30 protein-coding genes are annotated in these 24743 nt (G+C 45.1%); 8 read left to right on the top strand and 22 right to left on the bottom strand.

The genetic code is table 11. The annotated features are described in order from the left end of the window. Positions 1–14: 14 nt before the first annotated feature. From NFI80_RS02205 to NFI80_RS02175, 7 genes are all read right to left on the bottom strand, one after another. Positions 15–569, bottom strand: coding sequence for a DUF1572 family protein (locus NFI80_RS02205; protein WP_235165073.1), 555 nt, complete (start codon positions 567–569; stop codon positions 15–17). 33 nt (positions 570–602) lie between these two features. Further along, positions 603–2966 carry an ABC transporter permease gene (locus tag NFI80_RS02200; protein WP_235165074.1) on the bottom strand — a complete coding sequence of 788 codons (2364 nt, stop codon included), beginning with the start codon at positions 2964–2966 and terminating at the stop codon, positions 603–605. Between the two features lie 265 nt (positions 2967–3231). Then, positions 3232–3648, bottom strand: coding sequence for a hypothetical protein (locus tag NFI80_RS02195; protein ID WP_252172093.1), 417 nt, complete (start codon positions 3646–3648; stop codon positions 3232–3234). A gap of 166 nt (positions 3649–3814) precedes the next feature. Beyond that, positions 3815–4390 (bottom strand): porin family protein, encoded by a 576-nt coding sequence (locus NFI80_RS02190; protein WP_235159957.1) that lies wholly within the window; start codon positions 4388–4390, stop codon positions 3815–3817. Positions 4391–4594: 204 nt separating this feature from the next. Further along, complete coding sequence (locus NFI80_RS02185; RefSeq protein WP_235165076.1) at positions 4595–5371, bottom strand: ATPase; 777 nt, start codon at positions 5369–5371, stop codon at positions 4595–4597. A 28-nt stretch (positions 5372–5399) separates the two neighbouring features. Further along, positions 5400–5618, bottom strand: a complete 219-nt coding sequence (locus tag NFI80_RS02180) for a hypothetical protein (protein ID WP_233796451.1) — start codon at positions 5616–5618, stop codon at positions 5400–5402. A gap of 129 nt (positions 5619–5747) precedes the next feature. Then, positions 5748–6278 (bottom strand): DUF2911 domain-containing protein, encoded by a 531-nt coding sequence (locus NFI80_RS02175; protein WP_235165077.1) that lies wholly within the window; start codon positions 6276–6278, stop codon positions 5748–5750. 183 nt (positions 6279–6461) lie between these two features. Between NFI80_RS02175 and NFI80_RS02170 the strand changes: the two genes are divergently transcribed. Genes NFI80_RS02170 through NFI80_RS02160 form a run of 3 tightly spaced genes read left to right on the top strand, consistent with a single transcriptional unit; the run spans position 6462 to position 8825 of the window. Beyond that, positions 6462–7136 carry an outer membrane beta-barrel protein gene (locus NFI80_RS02170; RefSeq protein WP_235165078.1) on the top strand — a complete coding sequence of 225 codons (675 nt, stop codon included), beginning with the start codon at positions 6462–6464 and terminating at the stop codon, positions 7134–7136. Between the two features lie 52 nt (positions 7137–7188). Next, a complete protein-coding gene (locus NFI80_RS02165; RefSeq protein ID WP_235165079.1) occupies positions 7189–8067 on the top strand; it encodes an NmrA family NAD(P)-binding protein in 879 nt (292 codons plus the stop codon). Further along, a complete protein-coding gene (locus tag NFI80_RS02160) occupies positions 8064–8825 on the top strand; it encodes a DUF72 domain-containing protein (RefSeq protein WP_235165080.1) in 762 nt (253 codons plus the stop codon). Before NFI80_RS02165 ends, NFI80_RS02160 begins: the two co-directional genes overlap by 4 nt. A gap of 37 nt (positions 8826–8862) precedes the next feature. On the opposite strand, the gene NFI80_RS02155 is transcribed toward NFI80_RS02160, so the two are convergent. The 3 genes from NFI80_RS02155 to NFI80_RS02145 form a co-directional block, all read right to left on the bottom strand. Further along, complete coding sequence (locus NFI80_RS02155) at positions 8863–9621, bottom strand: oxygenase MpaB family protein (protein ID WP_235165081.1); 759 nt, start codon at positions 9619–9621, stop codon at positions 8863–8865. A 106-nt stretch (positions 9622–9727) separates the two neighbouring features. Then, positions 9728–10132 (bottom strand): response regulator, encoded by a 405-nt coding sequence (locus NFI80_RS02150; RefSeq protein WP_233796455.1) that lies wholly within the window; start codon positions 10130–10132, stop codon positions 9728–9730. Between the two features lie 43 nt (positions 10133–10175). Next, positions 10176–10679, bottom strand: coding sequence for a PH domain-containing protein (locus NFI80_RS02145; protein ID WP_233796456.1), 504 nt, complete (start codon positions 10677–10679; stop codon positions 10176–10178). Positions 10680–10833: 154 nt separating this feature from the next. Here NFI80_RS02145 and NFI80_RS02140 point away from each other — a divergent pair, with 154 nt between their 5' ends. Continuing rightward, complete coding sequence (locus NFI80_RS02140) at positions 10834–11262, top strand: VOC family protein (RefSeq protein WP_235165082.1); 429 nt, start codon at positions 10834–10836, stop codon at positions 11260–11262. Between the two features lie 62 nt (positions 11263–11324). Here NFI80_RS02140 and NFI80_RS02135 read toward each other — a convergent pair whose 3' ends face one another. Both NFI80_RS02135 and NFI80_RS02130 read right to left on the bottom strand, forming a co-directional pair. Next, the gene (locus NFI80_RS02135; protein ID WP_235165083.1) at positions 11325–12743 is read right to left on the bottom strand and encodes a carboxylesterase family protein; all 1419 of its coding nucleotides are present in this window, start codon (positions 12741–12743) and stop codon (positions 11325–11327) included. Positions 12744–12906: 163 nt separating this feature from the next. Further along, on the bottom strand, positions 12907–13563 hold the full coding sequence (locus NFI80_RS02130) for an SDR family NAD(P)-dependent oxidoreductase (RefSeq protein WP_235165084.1): 657 nt from the start codon (positions 13561–13563) through the stop codon (positions 12907–12909). 104 nt (positions 13564–13667) lie between these two features. Here NFI80_RS02130 and NFI80_RS02125 point away from each other — a divergent pair, with 104 nt between their 5' ends. Beyond that, positions 13668–13904 (top strand): DUF3072 domain-containing protein, encoded by a 237-nt coding sequence (locus tag NFI80_RS02125; protein WP_233796460.1) that lies wholly within the window; start codon positions 13668–13670, stop codon positions 13902–13904. A gap of 64 nt (positions 13905–13968) precedes the next feature. Here the strand turns inward: NFI80_RS02125 and NFI80_RS02120 are convergent, their stop codons facing one another. From NFI80_RS02120 to NFI80_RS02105, 4 genes are all read right to left on the bottom strand, one after another. After that, the gene (locus NFI80_RS02120; protein WP_235165085.1) at positions 13969–14607 is read right to left on the bottom strand and encodes a bifunctional 4-hydroxy-2-oxoglutarate aldolase/2-dehydro-3-deoxy-phosphogluconate aldolase; all 639 of its coding nucleotides are present in this window, start codon (positions 14605–14607) and stop codon (positions 13969–13971) included. 18 nt (positions 14608–14625) lie between these two features. Further along, entirely contained in the window at positions 14626–15663 is a 1038-nt protein-coding gene (locus tag NFI80_RS02115; RefSeq protein WP_233796462.1) for a LacI family DNA-binding transcriptional regulator, read from the bottom strand. 137 nt (positions 15664–15800) lie between these two features. After that, positions 15801–18125: a mechanosensitive ion channel family protein gene (locus NFI80_RS02110; protein WP_235165086.1), complete on the bottom strand. Its 2325-nt coding sequence runs from the start codon at positions 18123–18125 to the stop codon at positions 15801–15803. A gap of 121 nt (positions 18126–18246) precedes the next feature. Continuing rightward, positions 18247–18492: a hypothetical protein gene (locus NFI80_RS02105; RefSeq protein WP_233796464.1), complete on the bottom strand. Its 246-nt coding sequence runs from the start codon at positions 18490–18492 to the stop codon at positions 18247–18249. A gap of 131 nt (positions 18493–18623) precedes the next feature. On the opposite strand from NFI80_RS02105, the gene NFI80_RS02100 reads away from it, so the two are divergent. Together NFI80_RS02100 and NFI80_RS02095 are read left to right on the top strand one after the other, a co-directional pair. Next, positions 18624–19364 carry a DNA-formamidopyrimidine glycosylase family protein gene (locus NFI80_RS02100; RefSeq protein ID WP_235165087.1) on the top strand — a complete coding sequence of 247 codons (741 nt, stop codon included), beginning with the start codon at positions 18624–18626 and terminating at the stop codon, positions 19362–19364. A gap of 75 nt (positions 19365–19439) precedes the next feature. Next, a complete protein-coding gene (locus NFI80_RS02095; RefSeq protein WP_235159944.1) occupies positions 19440–20033 on the top strand; it encodes a 2OG-Fe(II) oxygenase in 594 nt (197 codons plus the stop codon). Between the two features lie 29 nt (positions 20034–20062). Here the strand turns inward: NFI80_RS02095 and NFI80_RS02090 are convergent, their stop codons facing one another. From NFI80_RS02090 to NFI80_RS02070, 5 genes are all read right to left on the bottom strand, one after another. After that, positions 20063–21397, bottom strand: coding sequence for a WG repeat-containing protein (locus NFI80_RS02090; RefSeq protein ID WP_235165088.1), 1335 nt, complete (start codon positions 21395–21397; stop codon positions 20063–20065). 88 nt (positions 21398–21485) lie between these two features. Then, positions 21486–22094 carry a 2'-5' RNA ligase family protein gene (locus tag NFI80_RS02085; protein WP_235165089.1) on the bottom strand — a complete coding sequence of 203 codons (609 nt, stop codon included), beginning with the start codon at positions 22092–22094 and terminating at the stop codon, positions 21486–21488. A 29-nt stretch (positions 22095–22123) separates the two neighbouring features. Beyond that, the gene (locus NFI80_RS02080) at positions 22124–22741 is read right to left on the bottom strand and encodes a 2'-5' RNA ligase family protein (RefSeq protein ID WP_235165090.1); all 618 of its coding nucleotides are present in this window, start codon (positions 22739–22741) and stop codon (positions 22124–22126) included. Positions 22742–22868: 127 nt separating this feature from the next. Next, positions 22869–23342, bottom strand: a complete 474-nt coding sequence (locus NFI80_RS02075; RefSeq protein WP_235165091.1) for a DUF6644 family protein — start codon at positions 23340–23342, stop codon at positions 22869–22871. Positions 23343–23344: 2 nt separating this feature from the next. Then, positions 23345–23698 carry a DUF6152 family protein gene (locus NFI80_RS02070; protein WP_235165092.1) on the bottom strand — a complete coding sequence of 118 codons (354 nt, stop codon included), beginning with the start codon at positions 23696–23698 and terminating at the stop codon, positions 23345–23347. A gap of 85 nt (positions 23699–23783) precedes the next feature. On the opposite strand from NFI80_RS02070, the gene NFI80_RS02065 reads away from it, so the two are divergent. Next, positions 23784–24239: a hypothetical protein gene (locus tag NFI80_RS02065; RefSeq protein WP_235165093.1), complete on the top strand. Its 456-nt coding sequence runs from the start codon at positions 23784–23786 to the stop codon at positions 24237–24239. Positions 24240–24267: 28 nt separating this feature from the next. Here NFI80_RS02065 and tnpA read toward each other — a convergent pair whose 3' ends face one another. After that, entirely contained in the window at positions 24268–24729 is a 462-nt protein-coding gene (tnpA, locus tag NFI80_RS02060) for an IS200/IS605 family transposase (RefSeq protein WP_235165094.1), read from the bottom strand. Positions 24730–24743 lie beyond the last annotated feature (14 nt).

Raw genomic sequence — 24743 nt, 5'->3', positions numbered from 1 at the left:
TAAAGGCATTTTACTCAAAGATCATCTGTAAAATGGCGGACGGACTTTTCATTAGTAAACTTGCGTGCATTGTAATCATTGGATTTATTCCGTGGAATTGAAAGGGCTTCCCACTTTTCACCGGCAGCCATTTTGGCAATAAATACAATTTGCCCGATATGATAGGGATAATGTGCGAGCTGGCGGTTGATGGCTTCCACAACGCTATGCCCGTCATTGCGGATATACACAATTTTTTCGAGGTCTGCTTCCGTGAGTTCGCCTAAGGCATTCAACAAGCAAACCCACCCTTTGTTCCAGTAAGTCAATAGCTCTTCGCGGTTGGCAAACATATCCTCAAATTCCGCGTCCCGGTTGCGCCAGGGTTTTTCGCCATCAGTTGTCAGGAAATCAGTGAAGCGCGACAGCATATTTCCAACAATGTGATTGACGATCAATGCAATACTATTACTTTCCGCATTGTATCGCCAGAAAATCGCTTCGTCGGGCAGCTGCATCATCGCCTTCTCACCCAGCATTTTGTAGTATTCAAATTGCTTTACTACACTCGATAAGTATGTCGATTCCATAGTCTGTTTTTTAAAACAATATTTTAAAAAGTCCTATTCGCTGCGCAGGCTTTTTACGGGATCCATTAGTGCGGCTTTAATGCTTTGGAAAGAGATTGTAAGCAAGGCAATAACCAATGCGAGCAGACCAGCGAAACCAAAGACCCACCAGGGCATTTCCATCCGGTAAGCAAAATCCTTTAACCATTTATCCATAGCATACCAGGCAATAGGCGTGGCAATAATGATCCCTATGAAGACCAGCTTGACAAAATCCTTTGCCAAAAGCTGAACAATCCCGGCCAGACTTGATCCTAAGACTTTGCGTACGCCGATCTCCTTCCTGCGGACTTGTGCCGTGTAAGTAGCCAGCCCAAACAATCCCAGGCAGGAAATAAGAATCGCGATGGAAGCAAAAATGTTGAATAAAAGGCCTGTCTGCTCTTCGGATTTGTAGAGACTGTTGAATGCTTCGTCCAGAAAGGCGTACTGAAACGGGGAATCTGCATTGAATTTTTCCCAAACCTTCTCTGCGGCTGCAATCGCCTCCTGGGCATCATTACCAGTTGTTTTTATATAAATACGATTCATATTACCCGGATCATAGAGAAAAACGGCGGGCTCAATTTTTTGCTTCATCGAAGCAAAGTGAAAGTCTTTTACCACACCGATAATCGTCCCTTCGTTGTCCCAGAGCTTGAAACGTTTCCCGATGGGGTCCTTGATCCGTGCTGTTTTTACGGCCGTTTCGTTCAGGATATAATGTTTGGTGTCGGATGGCTTGTCTGTAAAATTAGCGCCTTCTTTCAGCTGCATTTTAAAGAATGGAATGAACGATTTATCCGCGCTCATAAACCGGATCATCATGGTTTCTCCCGGCTCTTTTCCATCCCAGTTGCTGCTTCCCGTTTGCCCGCCGATCTGGACCACATTGAAATTAGACCTGCTGACGTCCGTTATGCCCGGCTGGCTGAGTAATTCATTTTTGACCACGTCATAATGCCTGGGCAGGTCCCGCATGTAGAACGAGAGCACGTGTGTTTTGTCGTAACCCAAGCTCTTGGAACGGATATATTTAAGCTGCTTGCTGATGATCAATGTGCCTGCAATGAGCACAACGGAAACGGTAAACTGTATCACCACCAGCGTTTTGCGGAACATTGATTCGCTAAGCCCGGCAGAGACATTGCCTTTCAGTGATTTAAGCGGCTCGAAAGAAGATAATAGCAATGCTGGATAAATGCTGGAAGCGATCAGCGTGCCTGTGATGGTTACGCCTAAAACCTGCCAGATATGCGGTCTGGCGAAATCGAGCACCAGTTTTTTGCCGGAGATCTGGTTGAAAAACGGCATCAGGACATACATTAACATAATGGCCACCAATGTCGATAGCGAAAACAGCAGAATTGTTTCTATCAGGAACTGCACAAAAAGCTGCGTACGCGCCGCGCCGATAATCTTTCGCATGCTCACCTCGCGGGAACGCAGCAGGGAGCGGGCCGTGGAAAGATTGACGTAATTGATGCAGGCAATGATCAGAATAAGTGATGCCACGATCAGGAACATCCTTACCGTTTCAATGCCCTGCTCGCTGCCGTCGGACTTATATAAATGAACATTGGGCAATGCCTGTAAAAGATAGGTAAGGTCTGTATCGTCGGGTTTGTTGCGCAAGTGAATGTTGCGGAGCGTGTTCGCTATATTTTTGACATCTTTTCCCGGCTGAATCAAAAAGTATGTGGTGTAATCAAATTCATGAAAATCGTTGTCCTGCGTTTTGCCATCTGTGACCGCCGAATAACGGTCTTTGAACCTGAGCGAAATGGGAAAGATCATGTCCCCCTTTATACTTGAATTTTCGGGAAAATCCGCCACCACGCCCGTTACTGTAAATTGGGTCGTGTCGGAAGCTATTGATTTGCCTACAACATTTGTATTCCCAAAATAGCGTCTGGCAGTGGTTTCAGTCAGGATTACTGAATGGTTATCAAGAAAAGGCTTGCGTTGGTTTCCCTGAATGAGGCGGAAATCGAATATGGTGAATAAGGTCGGGTCAGCGAAGAAGGTGTTTTCTTCATTGAAAACTTTATCCTGGTATCTGAACAATGTATACGCGCCATTATAAGTCATCCTTACGGCATCCCTGATCCCGGGAACTTCTCTTTTGGCAAATTCAGAGATAGGTGCAACCGTCCCGGTCCAAATTTGCTGGCTGGCGCCGGTGCCCACGCGGTTTTCAAGCTTATAAATGCTTTCCGACTGTGTATTAAAACTGTCATAAGTAAGCTCATCCTGCACCCAAAGCAAAATCAAAATCCCGACTGCAAGCCCTACCGACAAACCAATGCAGTTGATAAGCGAATAAAAGCTGTTCTTCAACAGGTTCCGCCAGGCGATTTTTACGTAGGTTACAATCATGGTTTTTTGCTTTAAGGTTCTGATACCGGGCGGAGAAAAACAGGGGAATTAGTCTTTCTAGGACCAATTTTACCGGTAAAAAACACTGCCAGCTAGCGCCACTCGCAATAAGCAACTGTAAGTTAAATAGTTATACATAAAACTTTTGCAACCGATGTCCGATAGTGAACAGCATTTGTACGGTTATGCCAACCTAAGATCACTATTCAGCGAAGCTTTGGTGGTATACAGGAAGGTTTAAATTCGGAAGCGTTGAAAGGAGATATCAGTTGGTGGCGGCCAGCTTCAAGGTAACTTTCTGGAAGTAGGAAGCGGCCTGAGCACCGCTTTTCTTTTGGGATTTAAGCGTTGATTCGTTGATAAAAAGCTGTGTTTGTTTAAAAATACTATCATCATCTCGCCAGTCTGCAACATTAATTAGCAACGGTTTTAATGGCCGGAAGAAGTATTCAAACAGCACCCAATTCACATAAAAATCGTGGTTGTAGCGCATGTAATACATGGGTTCGAACTTCTCTAATTTTTCCAAAACGATCTGCATCGGCGTTTTTCCGGACTTCGGGCTCTTTCGGAGCTGCGGCATGGCCGGGTGCAATACTTTCGCTTCCAGAAGAAGGTTGATGTAATCATTCAGATTGTACAGAACTGTTTCATTGTGAACAGTGTAACGGATCATTTGCATAGTGAGCGCAAGGGTGTTTTTGAATCGTTCAAAAATCAAAAATATCAGAACCAATTCACTTCAACCAGCGCTGATGCTAATTTAGAGCGGTTAAAAACACGGCGTAAAAAAAGGGAATGAGTCAAAACCCATTCCCTGTCAAATTCTTTTCAGAAGGTAAGATGCCTTATTTCACCAACGGAATAGCCCAGAAGATGCTGGCCTGGATTACGCTGTTCTTAAAGTCAGGATCAATGTTCTGGCCGGAGAAATTACCAACCTTGGAAAGTCCTGCAATATAACGAACGCCTACACCAAGTCCGATCGGTGAATGATACCCAATGCCACCCGCTGCTGCCAAATCAAGGTTTTTAGCGAAGTTATTGATCGTCTGATCCGGAATGTCGGTAGATGTCCTGAAACCCGCTTGTGGGCCAAATTCCACATAAAACCCGCCGTTTGTCTTAAATTTAAACATTACAGGCACGGTAACATAGCTAATTTTAAAGTCAGATTTATTTCCCGCGTTGTCAACTTTTGCTCCTTGTGTAGAGAATAAAACCTCTGGCTGCAATGAAAATACTTTGCCGAAACCATAGTTAATAATCCCACCGAGGTGATATCCTACCAATGCATCCGATTCAATGTCACCGCCAGTATAGTTGCTGATGTTCAGACCGGCTTTTGGTCCAATGCTAAATTTTTGGGCAAATGCTGACTGTACTGAGATAAGCAGTGCGGCAGCCAATAATAATTTTTTCATAATTTAAAAATGTTTAATGATTTACAAATCCGTTGACGATTTGTCTTTGCAGTCCCGGCACCAACCGGGCCTCATTAAACATCAGTCCAAATCTCATGCCATCCGAATCAACCCACCACAAGCATCTATCTGCCCCCCATTTTCCCCACTTCCCTCAGGGATAGCACTATCTGATCCACGCGCATTTACGCTCGTACGATTAGGTTAAATGCAATATTTCCGGAACCAGTTGGATGTATCATTTATATTGGTGGAATACCAAATTTTTTCTGCGCCGACGCGCTTGAAATGTCCCACGAGCTTGTAGGGTTCATTATCAATGGAATTGTCGAAGAAAAACGCCTGATAGGCTAGTTCGGAGGCTTGTTTCACCAATTGAAGGGATCTGTAATATCGGCTCTCGATCCGGTCAGAAGGGACATTGTGGCCGTTCTTTCTCACCCGCAGGGCCACCCGGTATTTGTTGATTTCCGGATCTTCAGTTGAAACGAAATATAAGTAGACCTTATAGCCTTGTTCGGCTGCCGCCCGCATTATATCCAAGTTGGATTCGTGCGAAAAGACTGTTTCGAACGAAAACCGTTTTCTTGCCCATAATAGTTTTTCCCTTAACAATCTGGCTATAATCTGCGCCAGACGCTCTGCATACTGAGCCGCGAGCAAGTACAGTCTGTTAGTTTCTATATGAAATGACTTTGCAATCTGGTCTTCGTTGAAGCTGGCTGTCAGCAAACCGGATGTAGCGGCGAAAAGAAGAATCTCTTCCTTTGAACATTCAATTTCGTAAGTGGAAAAATCGAATTGACCGTTTTTTATCGCAACCGCGATATCGTCTGCATTAACATTAATGCCTAAATAGAGCGGTTTGCCGTTGATCAAGGTTGTTCCGATCGACTTAATTACAGTGCTCTTTCCTGAACCGTTAGGACCTGCAAAAACGCGAAGCCTTAGCTGCGATTGATTAGATATAGTGTGTTCCAAGTGTGTATGATATTATTCCGTGTTAAAGCTAGCCGTCCAGTTGCTTCATTTTTTGAAAGGAACCATCCGGATATAGTTTCCCGACCCAGCCATCTTTGACGGTCACAACATAACCCATCAGCTCCATCGCTTCCTTTGCCGCCGCCCTGCCCGCACTTTGTGCTCTACTGACCAACAACCGCTTTGTAAGATATGGATCACCAACGCTTATAGCTTGTGCCGCCGAATCTTTTGACTTTGTTTTCATAGCTCTAAAATACACAAAGTTTTGCAACCCAGCATTGTCGTGATCGCGTTTGTACCCTGTGAAATAATGCTTTTAAACCAAAAATCCCCGCAAACTTGCGGTTTGCGGGGATTTCATTATTCAGTAGGATTACTTGATCGTTACTGGTACTTCGGTGTTTTCCCAGCGGAGGAGGAAGCCGGTTGGGGTTACTTCGTAGGCTAATGTTTCAGCCATGGAAGCGCTTTTGGCCGGCTTGGCCTTTACGGTCAGGACGTCTTTGGAAGCGTCTTTGGATGTTTCGCCGCCGCGTTTGATGCCCCATTGGCCGGTTTGTGAGTTGAAAATAAAGGACCATTCACTGTCTCCCGGAAGCGCGTAAAGGCTGTATTTACCGGCCGGGAGTTTCTGGCCTTCAATCATAATGTCTTTGTCGGTCTCAAATATCGTGGCCTCATTTGCACCGGCACGCCATACTTTGTCGAACGGAACGAGTTCTCCAAACACTTTCCGGCCTTTCGCCGAAGGCGCAGAATAGCTGATGGCAATGTTGGCGCCGCCCGCTTTTCCGGTGGCCGTTTTGGCCGGACTTGCTTTCGGTTTGTCCTGCGCATGGCCTGCAAAGGCAATCAGCATGCAGGTAAACATTACAAAACCCTTTAAGATGAATTTGTTTTTCATGTCAATTTTGTTTTTTAAATTTCAGATCAATCAATTTTTATTAAATATCGACATTTTGTCCTATAAATTGATATCGATCTTCTAGGTCCCGGCATTCCTATGTGAAAGGGAATAGCGCACTAACTTTTCCAACTTTCTTGGCACCTTTACTGTCATGGTAAAACCCAAACAATTCCTGACATTATGAAAAAGATCTCGTCAATCGTTTTTTCAATTATCCTTTTAAGCTTTTCTGCCAAGGCACAGCAATTCAAGCGGGTTGGTGTGGGAATTTACGGCGGGCCGCAGCTTTTTGGAAAAATATACACCAGCAGTAACCTGGATAAAATAACCGGATTTACGGCAGGGATTGATCTTCGTTACGCATTATCCAAGGAACCGGAAGGGTTTGCAATTCATTTCCAACCGGGATTCAACACATTCAGGCACTTTAAGGAGGAAGGGAAGCATACCCAGCTTTATACTGAAACCACGTGGCAATGGAGCGCCGTGCATCTGCCGCTGTTACTCAGGTACACCTTTTCATCCGGCAAGGTCCGGCCATTTGCGGAGATCGGCCCTACCCTTCGACTGCGTCAATCCCTTACCCTGAAAACTAATGGCTATGGCTGCGGCATTGCAGGATGCTCCGGTCGGGAAACCGATCAGGATATGCAGTCAATAACCAGCAAAGACGCCATTGCCCTCACAGCAGGTGCGGGGTTGGAAGTGGACCTTTGGAAAGTGACTATTCCCATTTCGGTGCGGATCCAGGAGGGCTTCGGCACGTATGCAACCAAAGTCGTTTTTTATGAATCTCCCGGTTTTGATAACTTGAAGACGAGAACAATACAGCTTAATGCGGGAATGAATTTCTAGACGTTTGGTATAAAATTGGTAGCAGGTTTTGCTTCAACAAACCAATTTAGCCATGTACATCATATTAGGAGCGACCGGACATGTAGGTTCGGCGGTTGCAGAAACTTTGTTAGGCCGCGGAGAGGCAGTCACGGTGGTCACGCGCGATGCTGAGAAAGCAGAAAAATTCAGACAGAAAGGGGCAGTTGTTGCCGTTGCGGATGTGCATGATGTAGAATCGCTACGGCGGGTTTTCCGCACCGGAACCCGACTTTTCTTACTTAATCCACCTGCCCTACCCGATACAGACACCATTGAAGAGGAAAGGAGAAGCCTGGCGAGCATTATAGCTGCCCTGGAAGGCTCCGGGCTGCAAAAAATTGTCGGCCTATCGACATACGGAGCGCATGATGGCGAAGGCGTCGGGGATTTGGGTGTGCTTTATGAAATGGAACAAAAGCTATCTGGAACGCACATTCCATTTAGCATTGTCCGGGCGGCTTACTATATGAGCAACTGGGACGGATTCTTGCAAACAGCCGAATCGGAAGGCAAAATATACTCCCTATATCCGGCGGATTTTGCCTTGCCAATGGTTGCACCGGAAGAGATTGGCAAATTCGCTGCCGAGCTGCTCACAGAGCCGGTTGAACGCACTGGATTATATTACATCGAGGGACCGGATGAATATACGCCGGCAGACGTCGCCGACGCATTTGCGCATGCATTGGCTAAACCAGTCGAAGTAGAGGTTATCCCCCGCACCGAATGGATCCCATTCCTTAAAAATTCAGGTTTTTCTCAGAAGGCAGCAGAGTCGATGGCCGCCATGACGGACGTTACGCTGGAAGAAAAATATGAGGTAAGCGACTCGCCGATGCGTGGGGAGATCAGCATTCATCATTATGTTAAACAAATGCTAAAAGCGGCGGTTTCAAATCCGGCTTTATGACAGATATGCCCAATTTCCCATTTTACGCAGGCACCAGCGGCTTAATGCTGCCGGTGCCTAACAAGCAGTTTTATCCGGAAGAATTCAAAGATAAGAGCCGCCTTACTTACTATGCCTCCATGTTTAACAGCATTGAAATCAATAGTTCATTCTATAAGGTTCCGCTGGCTTCAACAGTCAGGAATTGGGCGTTGCAGGTGCCGGATGACTTCAAATTTACCTTCAAACTATGGCGTGAGATTTCGCACAACAAGGGGCTTGTTTTTGACCCGGATGATGTAAGAAGATTTGTTGAGGTGATCGATAACATTGGTGACAAAAAAGGTGCGCTGCTGGTGCAGTTCCCTCCCAGCCTGAAGGCGATCATGCTGCCGCAATTAGAAAGTCTGCTGATTGCGATTGCTGCTGCCGATCCTGACAAACATTGGAATCTTGCCTTGGAGTTTCGGCATGAGTCATGGTATGACGATGCGCTTTTTGAGCTGATAGAACAATTTGGTTGTGAAATCGTCATGCATGACAAACCCGGCTCAGCACCAGGCATTCCAGAATCGGACTCGACTTTTAAGTATCTGCGCTTTCACGGCCCGCAGGGCAACTACCGGGGCACTTATGAAGATGATTTTTTATACGAATCGGGCGAGCAGGTTCAGGATTGGATAGCGGAAGGGAAGACGGTTTATGCCTATTTCAACAACACCATGGGAGAAGCGATCAAGAACTTGAACTTGCTTAATGCTGCGGCTAACCCTGTGTAATGTTGCGGCTAACGATTTATTATAAGTGATTTCTATCTCAGCGGGCGTCCAGTCCTGCTATTTCCATTTTATACTTTGCGGGCAGGATCAAATCTTTGACAAACTGGTGCAGGCGAAAACTGCGGGCAATTTTGTAGGCCGGAAGGACCATTTTCAGGATTGACCAGCTTCCCAGGGAAAGCAGTTGATTTATGTGCTGCGGTACAAGCCGGACCTGCACTTCTTTGAGCATGACATAACGCGGCAGACCAAGATGTTTTTTGTATTGTTTATATAAATCAATGGAAAATGCGCTTTTGACAAAGTTTTCATCCAGCTGCTGATTTCTCATGATGAGCCATGCTTCATAATCGGTCGGCAAGCCGCCGATACCCATTCTCGAACCGACCTGGTAAAAGACTTCAAAAACCTCAGCCTTTTCAACCTGTGTCAGCTTTCTTTCTAAAAGTTCGAATGAGCGTATTGAATAGTCGATGAGCATGAAGAGCACATCGCGGTAGGCCCAATCCGGGATCTGTGCGCCCCGCTCCTTTTCAACTTTTTGGTGAATGGCCGTGATTTGGTCAATCGCTTGCAATGCTGCGTGATATTCGGAAAACACAATCCGGCGGGAGTAAGTAACCGTCGAAAACAGCCGCGCCAGCGGATCGGCCGGAAGTTTTCCTGTGAAATAAAGCCAGTCCACGGATTTGTTAACTGCGAACTCAGCCGAAGCCCCGGCGAAAATAAATAGGATCGTATCTGCATTTCCCCAAATCTCACGTACAACAGAATCTTCTTTCACAAACCATTTCATGCCGCTAGTCATTTGGATTAAAAATAAAAAGTACTTTGCATAACAAAGTTAAATAGAAGAGTGAAGAGTTCCAAGGTGAATTCGAATAAGTTGCGCTAAGTATAAGTTATTTTTTCCCCAGAAATCGGGACAGGATGCTTTTTGCCACATCCAGTAATGCTTTGAATGTGTTGGGCTTTACGATAAAATCATTTGCTCCTGCGGCGAGCGCTTTCTTTTTGAGCTCGGGATTGCTGGAAGTGGACATCATTACGGCGGGCAGCTCGCTCAGTCCCGGCTCTGCCCTTATTTCCTGAATTGCCTCAATACCATTCATTTTGGGCATATTCATATCCAGGAGCACAACGGTTTCAGAGAGGTCGCCGGACTCCTTAACATTCTCAATTAATTCCTTGCCGTTTTCCGCTTCGATCACCGTCAGATTGGGATTGGCTTCCTGTAAAGCGTCCTTAATCAGCATTCTATCATCCTCGTCATCATCGGCGAGGTGAACTGTCTGTCCTTCTCCCATATTCTTTCAATACTTGAAGAACAAATATATTAATCATTACCGTCTAAGACAATACGTTACCTGCTATCTGGAATTCGTCCACAAAAGCATCGACCTGGTCTGGGGTAATAATGATATTTTTTCCTTTCACTGTCTTGATCAGAACAGCATTGTTTCTTCTGGTTGCATACCAGGTCATATTTCCGATTTTATGATGATAATATTTGCCGAAATAGCCAAAAAGCCCGCCCACGCCGAACGTACGAAGGCTCCATCGCAACCTGTCGCTATCCAGCGCTTCCACTTTCGCAATGTTGCTGCGCTCTATCACCACTTTATCGAATGATCTCCGGATGATTAGCTCGTTGGGTGTGACCCTGTAATCCACCGGCCGGAATGCAAAAGCCAGGCCGTAACTAAGTATAAGTATGACGCCGATCACGTAGGTCGAGCCTTGCGAAATCTCGCCATCGCCCAGGAAGACCTGCAAGAAAATTCCAATATACAAAGCAGTCACAGCGGCGGTAACGATTTTGGCGAGCGTATCCCAGGAGGTTTTATAAGTCATAGCTAAAAGGCTTGGTTACTCTAATATAAGCTTTCTTCCACAATTGTCCCAACCTCCCCCTGCGATTGTCCTTATTACGGACGATGCAGTTTCTGGCAACGCACTAATTTTGTTTTGTTAATACGAATTTCTATCAACCTTCAATTTTTTCGTCATGCCAAAACTAAACACCTATCTTAACTTCGACGGCAAAGCCGAGGAGGCATTCAACTTTTACAAATCGGTTTTCGGAGGTGAATTTCTGATGATTCAACGCATGTCGGACATGCCCGGAGCCGAGCAGCTTCCTGAAAATGAAAGAGGCCATATCATGCACATTTCGCTTCCTATTGGCAAAGACGATGTGCTAATGGCCTCCGACATAGTTCCTTCAATGGGACATAAATTAGAGTTAGGTAACTATGCCTATATCTCCGTTTTTACCGATGGCCGTGAGGAAGCAGACCGTCTTTTTGCGGGACTTTCTGAGGGCGGTGAAATTGAAATGGCTCTGGAAGATACTTTCTGGGGCGATTACTTCGGTAGTTTCCGGGACAAATTCGGGATCAACTGGATGATCAATTACCCGCAACAGGGTCATTGACATAAATGCAGCATATACGAAGGTCGCTGATTTTCTCAGCGACCTTGCCGCCATTAGTAAGCCTATTGTTTTTGTGCGAACAGCCAGGTCATCAACCCTGGTTCGGCCTGTACGTAACGCCAGATATCATGCCCTGAATTTGCGAATTCCGTGTATTTGGGTTTGCCCCCTGCTTTTTCAATCGCATGGATCATATCCCGTGTGGCATCAACCGAAACAAGGGGGTCTTTGGCGCCATGAAACGCCCAGATCGGCTTTTTCGTCAGGCGGTTTGCTAATTCCGGGTTACCGGCCCCGCAAATTGGAATGGCCGCTGCAAACATGTCGGGACGCGTGCTGATGAAATGCCACGAGCCATAACCGCCTCCCGAAATACCCATTACATAGCGCCGGGTTGTATCAATGGAGTATTCTTTTTCTAATGTTGTGATGGTCTCAAAAACAAGTGTATCAATGTCAGGAAATTCTGAAATGCCGCCAAAACCTGCGCCTTCGGGACAATGTGGTATGAGAATAAAAGCCGGGTATTTCCATCTGATCGAGTCGCTTAGCAGAAATGGTGCGGGATCAGCGGAGAGCTGGCGTACATTGTCTTTGCCATGCGCTCCTCCGTGGTGCAGACACACAACAAGTGGATATTTTTTTGTTGAGTCATAGGCAACCGGCGGGACCAGTCGATAGCGCAATGTATCACCCTTATGGTCAACATAATGTCTCGGCCCGAATTCTGCCGTTTGTTTCAACACTTGCATTGACGGGACATAAGCCCGGCCCGTCCCGGAACGATAACTTTCACCGACGAAACTCATTCCAAAGAACAAAATGCTAATGATCGCCGCTACTTTCAGAGCTTCCCTTAAAATCACCGGCTTTCTTTCGCGCTCGTTGTTCAAGCTTTTGCTCTCCATTAATAAATCCAGCAAAAATGTAACCGGAACCAAGATGCCGAAAAAAGCGATAACCCTGTAAGTCTTGTCCAGCAACAATCGGAATTCAATGTCCTGGGATTTTATGGACCACAAAGCAATCACACACAAAGGGATCCCCGTCAGAATAGCCAGCCAGCCGCCCCGTTTTAACCATGGTCGTTGCCCTGCATTGGAAAATACCAAACTTGTTCCGTAAAGCACGTTCAAAACCAGTCCTGCAACGGTCAAATTCATGTAAAACGATTTCAGATCGCGGTGCATGAGCAAAAAATAAATCATGGTCATCTGCGCGAATAAGACCAAAGTGCTTACCAACGCTGTGGCAAACACAACTTTGTAACCCTTAGACCAGTAATATTTAAGCAGCGCAAAAGATGAGATAGCAAAAACAGACTGCAATACGGCAAGCCACGAATGAAACGATTGAAAAGTTATAAACCTGCTGCCGAGTAATAAGCTTATAACGGCCTGGATCAGGCTGGCAACAAGGTAACTTGTTACGAAAAAGATAGCGAAGGAATAGAAATCCCGGGATAGAGGGCGGTTTTGCATAGTCTGGAAAGTGTTTTAGCTGGTGCTGTTTCTTTTGTTTCTGCATCTATAAAACAAAACAAACAACCCCTCAAACTACTTTCCCAGCTAACTCACTTTACATAAGCGGTTTACAATCAGCACCAACGGTTCAGCATTGCGAGCCGGATACTGATCCCTAAAATCAGAATTGTATCTCTGCATTTGACTCTTTTCCTGATAGAATGTTCTGGATAGTGAGAGCAATAGCGGCCGGATCTGTCCATTGGGAAAAATCCGCGTTGGGCATGGCTTCGCGGTTTGTTACTGTGTCAATGGTTACAGGGAGAAGTATGTGCGAAGCGATCCCGGCATTTGCTTCACTTTGATTGATGAGATCCGAGAAGTTGTAGAGCAGCTGTTTGGATAATGAGTAGGCGAAATTGCTGCCTGCGTTTTTGAAATCCATGGCCGCTTTCGACCCGACAAAAATAAGCTTGCCGCCACCGACTGTTTTGAAATGGGCGATGAGCTGATGGGCAACATTAAATGCAGTCGCGAAATTGAGGTTCACCATCTTCGTAATGTCTTCCATGGAAGTTTCAGCAAGATTGCCGGGCTGGAAACCGCCAGCAAGGAAAACCCCTGCTTTTATCTTTGCATTTGTATCTAAAATGTTGTGCACAAATGCATCAGCCTGCTTACTATCAGCTAAATCTGTTGGATAAAACGACACATTTTCAGCGCTATCCCCGACATCTTTTCTGACTGCGAGATGCAAGTGATAGCCACTTTCTGCTAATGTTTCTACAACTGTTTTACCAAGATTTCCTGTGCCGCCTGTAATCAGAATGTTTTCCATACCCCAAATCTACAATTCGAATCTCCATCATCAAAAGCTATTCTGCGCTTAACTTAAATGCCTGGCTCAGTTTTTTTATATCAGCTTAAAAAACCGATATAATCATGGCTGATATAAATAAAAACGGGTCTGACGAAAATGACCAGATAAAAGGATCCAATACTGTAAAAGATCCTAACGAGTGGACAACCGGCGACGAACCGATGACGGGTGCGCAACAATCCTATCTCAAAACGCTTTCCGATGAAGCTGGTGAAGAATTTGATGAAACATTAAGCAAAGCAGAAGCGTCCAAAAGAATCGATGAGTTGCAGCACAAAACGGGCCGTGGCCTGAAATAATTGACATGCAATGCATGAATGTAAAAGGCCGCTTGCAAATTTGCAAGCGGCCTTTTACATTGAATTACAAAGCGAGTTTGCTGTGGAATTGACGGAAATGTGCTTTCAGGCCTTCCCAGTCTTGTTCCTGAATCAGTTTTTTATCAAACAACTGCCCTCCTACCCCCAGACCATTGGCACCGGCTTTCAGGAAAGCGCTCATATTTTCGAGACTTACGCCACCGGTCGGCAGCAGTTTCAGCTGGTTCATCGGCGCTTTGAGATCCTTGATATATTCAGGGCCAAGTGAAGTTGCAGGATAGATTTTCACCATCGTCGCGCCTAATGTCCAGGCGTTGTAAATCTCTGTCGGCGTGAATGCACCTGGGAAAACAGGCACCTTCTTTTTTACGCACGATTTGATTACTTTTTTATTGATGATCGGCGTTACAATAAACTGCGCGCCAGCTTCCAACGCCATTTCCAGATCATCTTTTGTACACACGGTCCCTGCACCAATATTCAGCCCTTCACCTTCCGTTTCCAGAGCCAACCTGATCATATCGGCGGCACCGGGTGTGTTCATGGTAATTTCAATGGTCGTCAGTCCGGCCTCCTTATAAATAGGAAGGATCTTCTGGACATCATCGGGTGAAATATTGCGGATAATGCCCACCAAAGGCGCTTTGTTAAACAATTCCCAGGAAAATATACGATCATTCATAACTTGCGTTTTTTTTAACTATTCAGCCATCCATGTGGATTTGGCCATGGAGGAATCTCTTGCAATCAGCTTGGCTTCCATCAAAGTTTGCTTCATTCCTTCTTCGGGATTCTTCATTTTTTTCAAGAGATATTCTACGGATGTTTTGCCCAATAATTCCAATGGCTGACGCAGGTAAGTAATTGGGCAATAATAAAGATCAAAAACCTCTGCCTGGCCAAAACTAACGATTGCCAGATCCGATGGCACTTTCAGGCGCAGCTCATTGATATACTTTAATCCGTTGATCGCCAGGCCATAAGTTGCAAAAATCAGTGCTTCTATTTTATAATCCGCCGCCAGATACGCGTCAATAGCAGTTTTAACTTCCTGCTCCATGTTTTCGAATGTAACCTCCTTTAACCAGTTAGCATCGAAAGCAATATTATTATCATTCAGCGCATGTTTGTATCCCCTGATCCTTTCGACCATATGATACATCTCTGATTGATAAGCAATTAAGCCAATGCGTTCGTAACCCGACTCTATCAAATGGATTCCCGCATCATAGGAAGCTTTGTAATTGTTGGTCGCGACAAAATCTGTCTCAATGTCAGGAAAGTGCCTGTCCAGCAGCACAAACGGAAGGTTGCGTTCTTTAAGATACCGGATCTGGTTTTCCGAACCTTCGCAGGAAACGATGATAAAACCGTCGACCTGCCTGTTAATGAGGACATTGAGCAAGTCCCAGGACTTCTCTGCATTTTCATCACAGCTGCCAATGATCACGGTATAACCATTCCGCTTGGCTTCGTCTTCGACGACCCTGGCAATGTTGGCAAAAAATGGATTGGAAATATCGGCGATAATTAGCCCTATGGTGTGGGTTTTGCCACTTCTGAGGCTTTTGGCGAGATGATTAGGCTGGTAATTGAGCTCTTTAGCAATCTCTCTCACTTTTTTAGCAATCGCTTCACCTACTCTGGTTTCCTTCTCTTTGCCGTTAAGGACATAGGAAACCAGGGCAGTAGATACGCCCGCTTTTTGAGCTATGTCTTTAAGGGATATTTTCTTCATTTGTGGCAGGTTAATGCCGTCAAATGTATGTTTAAACGATTAAACAGCAAAATGTTGTCCCGTAATTTTTATATAAAATAATAAAAAAGGCACATCAACCTGAAAATGCGGATTAATGTGCCTTTTGAAATACGTTATTACATCACCTTGATGTCATTCGCCTTAAAGCGGATTAAGATCTGCTCTAAAACATAGCTTTTGTAAGTGGTTTCTGAGTAAACGCTATTCAGCCAAACCAGGATTTTCAGCTCAATGCTGTCACCTGTAATGGCATTGAACAACACTTGCCGGGGCGCTTTTTTAACGACGCCCTCGGCCTTGTCGACAATGTCGTTGATTATTTTTTTTACTTGTTCCAGATCTGCATCCGTGCTGATTTTAAAAGTAATTTCCGCTTTCAAACGCGCGTTGCTGGTTGTATAATTGACCAGCCTGCCTGAAAGCAGATCGCCATTTGGAATAATCACTTTTGAACCCTGAGGCGTAAGCATCCGGCTCGACCGGATCCCGATATCAAGCACTTTCCCTTTTTTGTCGGCCAGTTCAATGTAGTCGCCGATCGTAAAGGGTTTTTCAAAAATCAGGATAATCCCGGACACGAAGTTGTTGACAATGTTCTGCATACCCAGCCCAATACCCACACCCAATGCTCCTAACAACACGGTAATTTTGCTGAGCGGAACCCCGGAAACGGTAATGGCAACCAGGAAACCAACCACAATGATAACCAGCCGGACGAGCGCCAGTTTGGAGCCCTTATGGACAGAATCTGCCGTAAAATTAACATCCGGCCCCGAAAACAGCAGATCGATGTGTTTTTGCAACTTATTAGCCAGCCAGATGATTACCGAAAAGAACACCACATTTTCCAGGGTAAATGTCACCGAACCAAACGTGCGCTCTTTTTCAAGGATATCCAGCAGAAAACCAAATATGGGTTCAATGATACTGAGGTTGATGCAGAAAACCAGGATCCATAGAAGAACGGAAACGAACGACATCAGCTTAGTGAAAGTAACGCGGCTCTTCTCAATATTAACACGCGAAAAAAGCCTCTTTGAAGCTACGCTCACCTTCATATGCAAGTCCAGGGCTTCCAAAACAATGTGTACAAAAATGCCGAGGCTTAACACCTGAATAAGCCCGCTGATGGCTGTAATGTTGAACGTTTTCGCGAGTGATATGCGTCCCAGCGCATTGAGGATTACTGCCAGAATGTTTAAAACAATGTAGATGATCAAGACCGGCTTGATGAATTTTTCCTCCATTTTCACCTCCCGCAACTTTCTGAAAAACCAGACTCCGAAGGCAATAGAGCCAACATTCAGTAACATTAGTGCCAGGCGTGATAAGAGGGATTCGCCTACAATAATGTTGCTGATGATGGTTAGCACATAAATAATAAGCACCGAAAACCACCATACCAACTGTTTGCCGGAAAGCCTCTTCATAAAGAAAATGCTCATCGTTATCAGCAGCAAAAACTGGTTCAGCTCAATATAAATCGATGGCGACCGCGGCTCAAACAGGGGCGTAATATTGAAAAGGATGATAAACGTGGCAAGAACTGGCTTCGGATTGATGTATTTAAAATCGAGCTGCCCGATTTCCCTGCTGATCGCAGCAGAGGCAGCCAGCCGGAAATTGACGAAAATCCAGACAAAAAATCCTATACAAAACAAAAATAGAAGCACGCGATTATCCCAGGTCGACTGCAAAAAATAGCGCAGGATCTTATTTTGGCCTGTATATGAAACCTTAATGATGTCATTCGCGCTCCGGTTCATATTTCCCGGCGGCGCTTTCCAAATGTAACTCGACTCCTTCCCAAGCAGGTTTCGTCCGGACTCTTTAATATAATCATTAATAGTAGTTTCCAGATCGTTTGCACGAAAGAAAACCTCAGAGACCTCGGCCAGAAGGCTGCTCACTGTGTCCAGATTTGCAGTCGTAGTTTTGCCTGCATCCTGCAATTTCAGTTTCAAATCGGCGATTTGCCCGGAGTAAAGCTTCTTTTGGGTGCTGTCACCAGCTTTGATGTCCAGCAGTGAATCGCGGCTAAATTCAATAACTTGTTCGGAGAGCAGTTGTAAGTCATTATTATGCTTGCTCAGCGTCTTGCGCCACTGACCTGTGCGCTGCTGCACATCGGTGAGCATCAGTTTGTAATTCTGCAAATCTTTACTGCTTGGAATGGCATTTTCGGCGCTTACTGCTGCCTGGATCTGGTCGACATTACGCTTAACGCCTACCAGTTCTTCTTTGATTAAACCGCTGTCGTAACCTTTTTTATTAGCGCCATTAATTTGGGTAATGACCGCCTGTGCTTTTTCAATTCTAAATAAAAGCGTATCGGGAATAGCAACTGTGCGTGTAGTCTTTTTTGTGGTGTCTTGCGCTGCAATCCGGAGTGAAAGCAGCAATATTATAACGAGTGTTGAAAAGAATTTACTTTTGGTCATATGAATTCTAGCTGTGCAGGAACATTAAAACCCTTTTTTCAAACTAAAAATCATACCAGCGGCCCGCTTTAATAGCAACCGTGCCAAGTTATACGCAGCGCAAGGACCTAACCCAATTGGCTCAGTCCTTGTCAACCAGCACAATGCAGTCGGGACAATCGTCTTTTCCCGCCGGAACTGCGGAGGCTTGCAATTGTAATTTTTTGCCAGTTGCATCGGCTTCTTCCAGGAGTTCGAAAACGCGACGCTCTCCTACCATCAGAAGCGCCTGGAACAACACGCCTGCATAAGTGCTCTCCTCGCTTTGCGGACCTTTCGTCTTGGCCAAATCGTTATAATATCCAAAAAGATCTTTGCCTTTTCCCATTGCTATTTGTTGGTTTTGGTTAAAAGTAAAGGTGCATGTCGACTTACTCAATAAGTGTGCCTGCAAACAGCATTACTACTGGCATTAATTTTTGAGAAGGCCAAGCCAGTTATTCATCAACCAACCATACCATGCCCGAGGGACCGTCCATTGTTATTTTACGGGAAGCAATCGATGCGCTGCATCTGGAAAGTAAGGTTATCAGACTTGCAGAAGGCAATTCCAAAATTGACAAGGACCGGCTAACCGACCAGAAAGTGCTCGCTTTCCGATCGTGGGGCAAGCATTTCCTGGTGTGCTTCGAGGACTTTACCTTACGAATCCATTTCATGCTGTTTGGTTCCTATCTCATCAACGAGCGCAAGAAAACACCACCACGTCTCACGCTTGTTTTCGACGACGCCGAACTGAATTTCTACGCCTGCTCCGTGGCAATCCTGGAACAGCCCGCCGATTCGATCTATGATTGGAGCAGCGATATTATGTCGGATCAATGGAGTCCCGAGAAAGCAATCAAAAAATTGCAAGACAAGCCGAAAATGCTGGCTTGCGACGCACTTTTAGACCAGAACATTTTCTCAGGAAGCGGCAACATTATCAAAAACGAGGTGCTGTTCCGCATTCAAGTGCACCCGCTCAGCACCATTGGCCCGCTGCCAAAAGCAAAACTCGAAGAATTGGTCAGGGAAACCAGCCATTACAGTTTCGATTTTCTGCATTGGAAAAAAGAATTTACCTTAAAAAAACACTGGCTTGCACACACCAGGAAAACATGTCCCCGCTGTCTCATTCCATTTCACAAAGAATATCTTGGCAAAACGAAACGACGAAGCTACTTCTGCGAAAATTGTCAGGTGTTTTATGGGAACTGACCTTAGGCGATAATGTAAGCGAAAAATGCTATCTTCACCAGACCCGGAAATCACCGGATCGGTTATCAACATCGTTTGCAAACCATCTTTAATGAACTGATCGACAGCTACATCGACAATAAAGTAGGCATAGCCACGGACTTTCTGAGCACTTCACTCGCGTCCAATCTCAAATCCAATCTCACGTCGCTGCTGGAAACCAACCAGCTTCTCTCCGCCGGAACCGGTAACGACACCGAAGTCGTTCACAACACATTATACCGCAGCGATAGCATTTACTGGCTGGACCGCAAACATAATGATCCGTATGAAAACGATTTTTTTGATTTGATAGACCGCTTTGTGGAACATTTGAACCGCACATGCTACACAGGCATCACTGGATACGAATTTCATTATGCGTTTTATCCGTCGGGAAGTTTTTATAAAAAGCATCTTGACCAGTTCCGGAATAACCCCAGCCGCCAGTATTCAATGATCATGTATCTGAACACCAACTGGACTTCGGCCGACGGCGGCCAGCTCCGCATTCACAACACCGATCATAAACAAGATATTATCCCAACAAACGGCAAAAGTGTCTTCTTCAAAAGCAGCGAACTGGAACACGAAGTACTCTTAACAAACAGGCCCAGGATGAGCATTACAGGCTGGTTGAAAGTGGGTTAACAAAACATTTTAATCTTACGGTATGGTTATTATTTCTTTTTCCTTAGCCTTGCTTGCTGCACGCGTTTGAAAATGAAGCTGTTAATGTAAACAAACAGCACCAGGCCGATGAGGATGAAGATGGCATTGAGCTTGTAGGAGAAGCCTATGAATTTTTCTTCGCCTTTCATGGAGAGTTCGAAGCGCAGCCAAAGGCGTTCCACTACGGTTGTTTCTTTATCAAATGGAAGTGCTTCGTCGTAAATAGGCTCGATAATGTAGCGATCATTGATATCGATATAACCGTATTTATCATTGATGCGGACCATGGAAATGCCGCGGTTAAAGTAGGATGCGAAATCGTATTTGAGCGGCGTCCGGATTTTTCCCTTCTTGTCAATATGACCAAATTTTCCGTTGATCGCTACGGCCGAGCGGTCTTCGCTGGTAAAGCCTGTGGCCTCCTCGTATAGGAATGGAATGCGCGTTTTGCCCGTTTTGTCGATACAACCCCATTTGTTATTTTTCTTAACCCAAAATAGCCCGGAAGTCGGCTTGCGTGTGTCCGTGTATAAAAAATCGGTGATAAGTTCACCGGTGAAGACATTGATATAACCAAACTTATCCCCATACTTTACCCGCTCCATCCCCTGTCCCGAAAACTTATATTCCGGATCAATGTCGTCCAGCGAAACGGGCACACGCAAGATCATTTTGTTATCAATAATCCCGTATTTCCCTTCATATAGAAAATGATAGATGTACTTCGAGCTCTTCACCTCCTTCTCAATGAATGGACTGAAATTCCAGTTCAGGATGAAATAGTTGCGGCCTTTCCACCAGAGAATGTCCTCCCGCGTGTCCTGGTTGCAAATCATATCCACCTTAGCGGTGGAGATTAAAAAGTCTTTTCTGAAATACTGGATGGGGACTTTGTAAATTTCCTTTCCCGTCGAATCGATATAGGAAAGACCGTATTGCTTTCCGGCGCGATAAATTACCCAGGTTTTTCCTTCGTAAAATTTATCTGTTGAAACATAAACAGGCTGGATCACCACCTCGCCTCTCCTATTGATAAAACCGTGACGGCCAAGCTTTTCCTCATCCAGTTCCATTGGCACAAACTCCGCCAGATCGCCCGAAAACTCACCGATATCCCTGTAAGCGGGCGTCAGCCTTTTGCCATTGTTGTCAACCAGAAATGTCTCATAAGCCCGGCAGGGAATGGTTATCTTCTTGACAACATATACACCTTTGTACTCCTTATATACATTGTATTCTGAAAGCCACGGCTTCCCGGGAACCGGAACGGACTGGCCAAATGCACCCTGAAAAAATGCGGCAAAACATATAATAAGTAGCCAGCTCACAGCCTTCTGAAACATCCCAGCAAAAGAATTTATTCAACATCCATTATGTCAACAGCGACTAATATACCCATTATGCACATTGATTGGATAATTAGCGGCATTTTTATGTTGTAAATCGAGGTTGAAAAAGATCCAGCTGCGCAAGTGGTTCAGGAGATCCCATTAAAGGAAGCACATCCACCACATCATACTGGCGACGTTTTTCATTAAATTTCCGAATAACAAACGAGTCGCACCAGAAACTTGCTTCATACGTCGGCAACGTGGCATATGCCAGCTCAATCCACTCCCTCGTAAGCCTGCGACCAACCGACATATGCGGATTTTTCGACTCATCGGCCCATTTCAGGGTGTATCGCTTTTTAAGCTTTTTATCAAATGCTTTCATCACAGCCTCGCTACGCTGCCTGATCGCATTGGAAGAATCAATTGTTGGCTTGATGTAAAACGCAGAATAATTAGCCTTATCAAAATCATCGAATCCTGAAAAGTGGATTTCGAAAGGGTCCAACTCAGCAACGATACGGCGATATTCGGCCAGGATATACGGATAATCGTTTTCCTCGGCCTCAAATCCATCCAAAGAAATATGCGCCTCCGCATTGACACTGCCATAACTTTTACCAAAAGCACTTTTCAACTGCTGCTTCATCTCAGCAACATCAAACGAAATCGCCGCGCTTGGCATGATGGCTAGGGAGTATTGCTCCATGTAGTCTGTATTAATTATAAATTTTTATGTCAAAACAACCGCATCTGCTGCCCCACCATATATTCGTGGCCGAGCAGGGGGATGGTGTCAACAATTTCGTATTGCCGTTTTTCTTCGTTGTATTTGCGCATTACGAACGAGTTACATGTAAACTGCTCGGTAAATGTCCCGGAGAAGAATTCGTAAGAGGCTTTTATTTCTCCGAGGGTGAGTTCACGTGCAATGGTCATATGCGGCTTTTTCCGGCCTATCGTATCCCAACGATCTGTACATCTTTGCCTCAAAAGCTTGTTAAAGTTCGCTCCCATGCTTTTACAGTACCGGGCGATTTGCTGTACGGATTCATCGCCTGGCTTTATGTAGAAGGTGCATTCAGGTCGGTCAGAAAAATCACCAAACCCGGAGAGTTCGATTTCCAATGGCGCCAGTCCGGCCAGCACTCTTTTGAATTCAGCAAGAATCATTTGATAATCATCTTCACTGGCCACAAACACTATCAATGTGATATGCGCCAGGGAATTTACGCTCCCGTAACTACGGCCTAAGTGCGTTTTCAGGCGCGTTTTGAGCGTCTTAACCAGCCGGATGATACGTTCATCGGAATTTATAGCGAGGGTGTAAACAGAGAATGTCTTTTGTTTCATCATTGGTAGGCCACATCGTAAATATCGGCAGGAATACATTCTAATCAATGTTGATAAGATGCAAATTCCGTTTTATATCACCGAGACGAAAAGGCTGCGATGCTGAATTAGTTCTGGTCAAAGAGACTATTTAATAAGCTAGCAACCGGCCGCAGGCAATGGTGGCAATCCACACTGCGATAGAAACACAGGCAGTAATTTTGGTTTGAAATGAAAAGTAGGTGTCGGGATTTGTTGATCCGGATCTGAAAACAAAACGGTGAAAAACGAACACATTAATCGCCCCGATGACAATAAAGCTCATTTTCGTCCAAAAAGTAGGATCAACACCCAGCGCATTGGCGTTCGTGATGAACAGCAATGCGCCGGATGGGATTATCAACAGCAGCGACCTGCGCGACCACGGCAGTAAATGTTCAGCCAAACTGACCAGGGGAATGTTTTTTGAAAAGCCTAACAGCCTCAGATCAAACATAAAGGCGGGCCCTACCAACATCACTATGCCCAATATATGAACGATTTCCAATATCGGATACAGCCACAATGATTGACGGATGCCTACTGCCCACGAAGTTTTTTCCAGCCAGTCGAGAAAATCCAGCACTATCAGCGAAGTTCGAATTTCTTACCATCCACGAAGATCCTCTCAGCGCGCATTTCACCTTTTTCTGTTTTATGCGGATAAGCGACAAGCCTCACAGATGTGCCTTTTTTGATCATATCGCCCGTAAGTCCCCGATCCGTCATGCGGCTTGTGGGCGCCAGAAATACGGTATACATTTCCTTCTTGTACTTGACCTTCGCGAGCACATGCGGGTTTTCGTAAATCGATTCTTCAATTTTTGTTTCAAAATCCTGTGGCTTGGTTTGGTCGTAATCTGCCCAGCCGTGATGCAACATGGTGAAGGAGCCGCAAAGCAAGATCGCCAGCACCATTGTGTAGTTTTTTAAGCCTTTCATAAAATGTTGAGTTTAGTGTATTTAAAGTTAAAGAAATAATCCATTAACTTGAAAGCCAAATCCAACTCTAATTTCTGTAACCTTAATGAAATCAAAATTTTACACCCTTGCTTTACTGACAATTTGCGCTGCCTGCGGCGAAAAAAAGAACGATCCTGACATAACTTCTCCCTCCATTGTTGGCACATGGGCACTTTCTTCCAGCAAAGTGATCACCAAGAACGACACGCTTGTCACATTTCCGGTCAAGAACCAGGAAATGATTAAAATGTTTACCGCATCGCATTTCACTTTCATGAAACACGATATCAATCAGGGCAAGGGCGATACGGCCGTTTTCGACGCCGGCGGTGGCACCTACACATTAAAAGGTGAAGAATACTCAGAACATCTTCAATACTGCAACTACCGCGACTGGGAAAACCGCGATTTCCACTTCAAACTTCGTTTGAAAGGCGATACGCTCATCCAAACTGGCATCGAGAAGATTGACAGCTTGGGCATTGATCAGGAGATATTGGAGGTTTATGTGAGGAAGTGATGGAGGCTGAACCCGAAAATTAGTAAGATTAGATCAATCCTTTAAAGACATATTGCTCATCGTAGTCAATTCCGTATCTCGTTAGCATTTCAATATACTCGTTTCGGAAAGTCGCCTTGCTATGGTGTTGTTCTTGATTTTGAATGTATTTGGTAACACTGTCGATATGTGACTGACTGTATGAGAACGTCCCGAAACCTCTCTGCCACTCGAATCTTCCAGCGAGCAATCGATTATCATTAATCCATTTTGAGGATTTTGCCTTGACATTCTTCATCACTTCTGAAACAGAAATGGAAGGCTTCAAGGCAAAGAAACAATGTACATGATCTTCAACGCCGTTAACTATTATTGTCTTGCAACCAGTTTCATTGATCAAATTGCCAATGACGGCCATTAACTCCGCCCTCCATTCCTTATCAAGAACTGCCCGGCGGTATTTGACCGCAAATACAGCTTGAATGTACATCTGAGAGTAGGTGTTTGCCATGTGTGTCAAATTAG

Source organism: Dyadobacter chenhuakuii, assembly GCF_023821985.2.
In the GTDB taxonomy this organism is placed as follows: Bacteria; Bacteroidota; Bacteroidia; order Cytophagales; family Spirosomataceae; genus Dyadobacter; species Dyadobacter chenhuakuii.
Note: the sequence above shows the minus strand (reverse complement) of the source record. Positions and strands in the feature narration are given on the sequence as shown.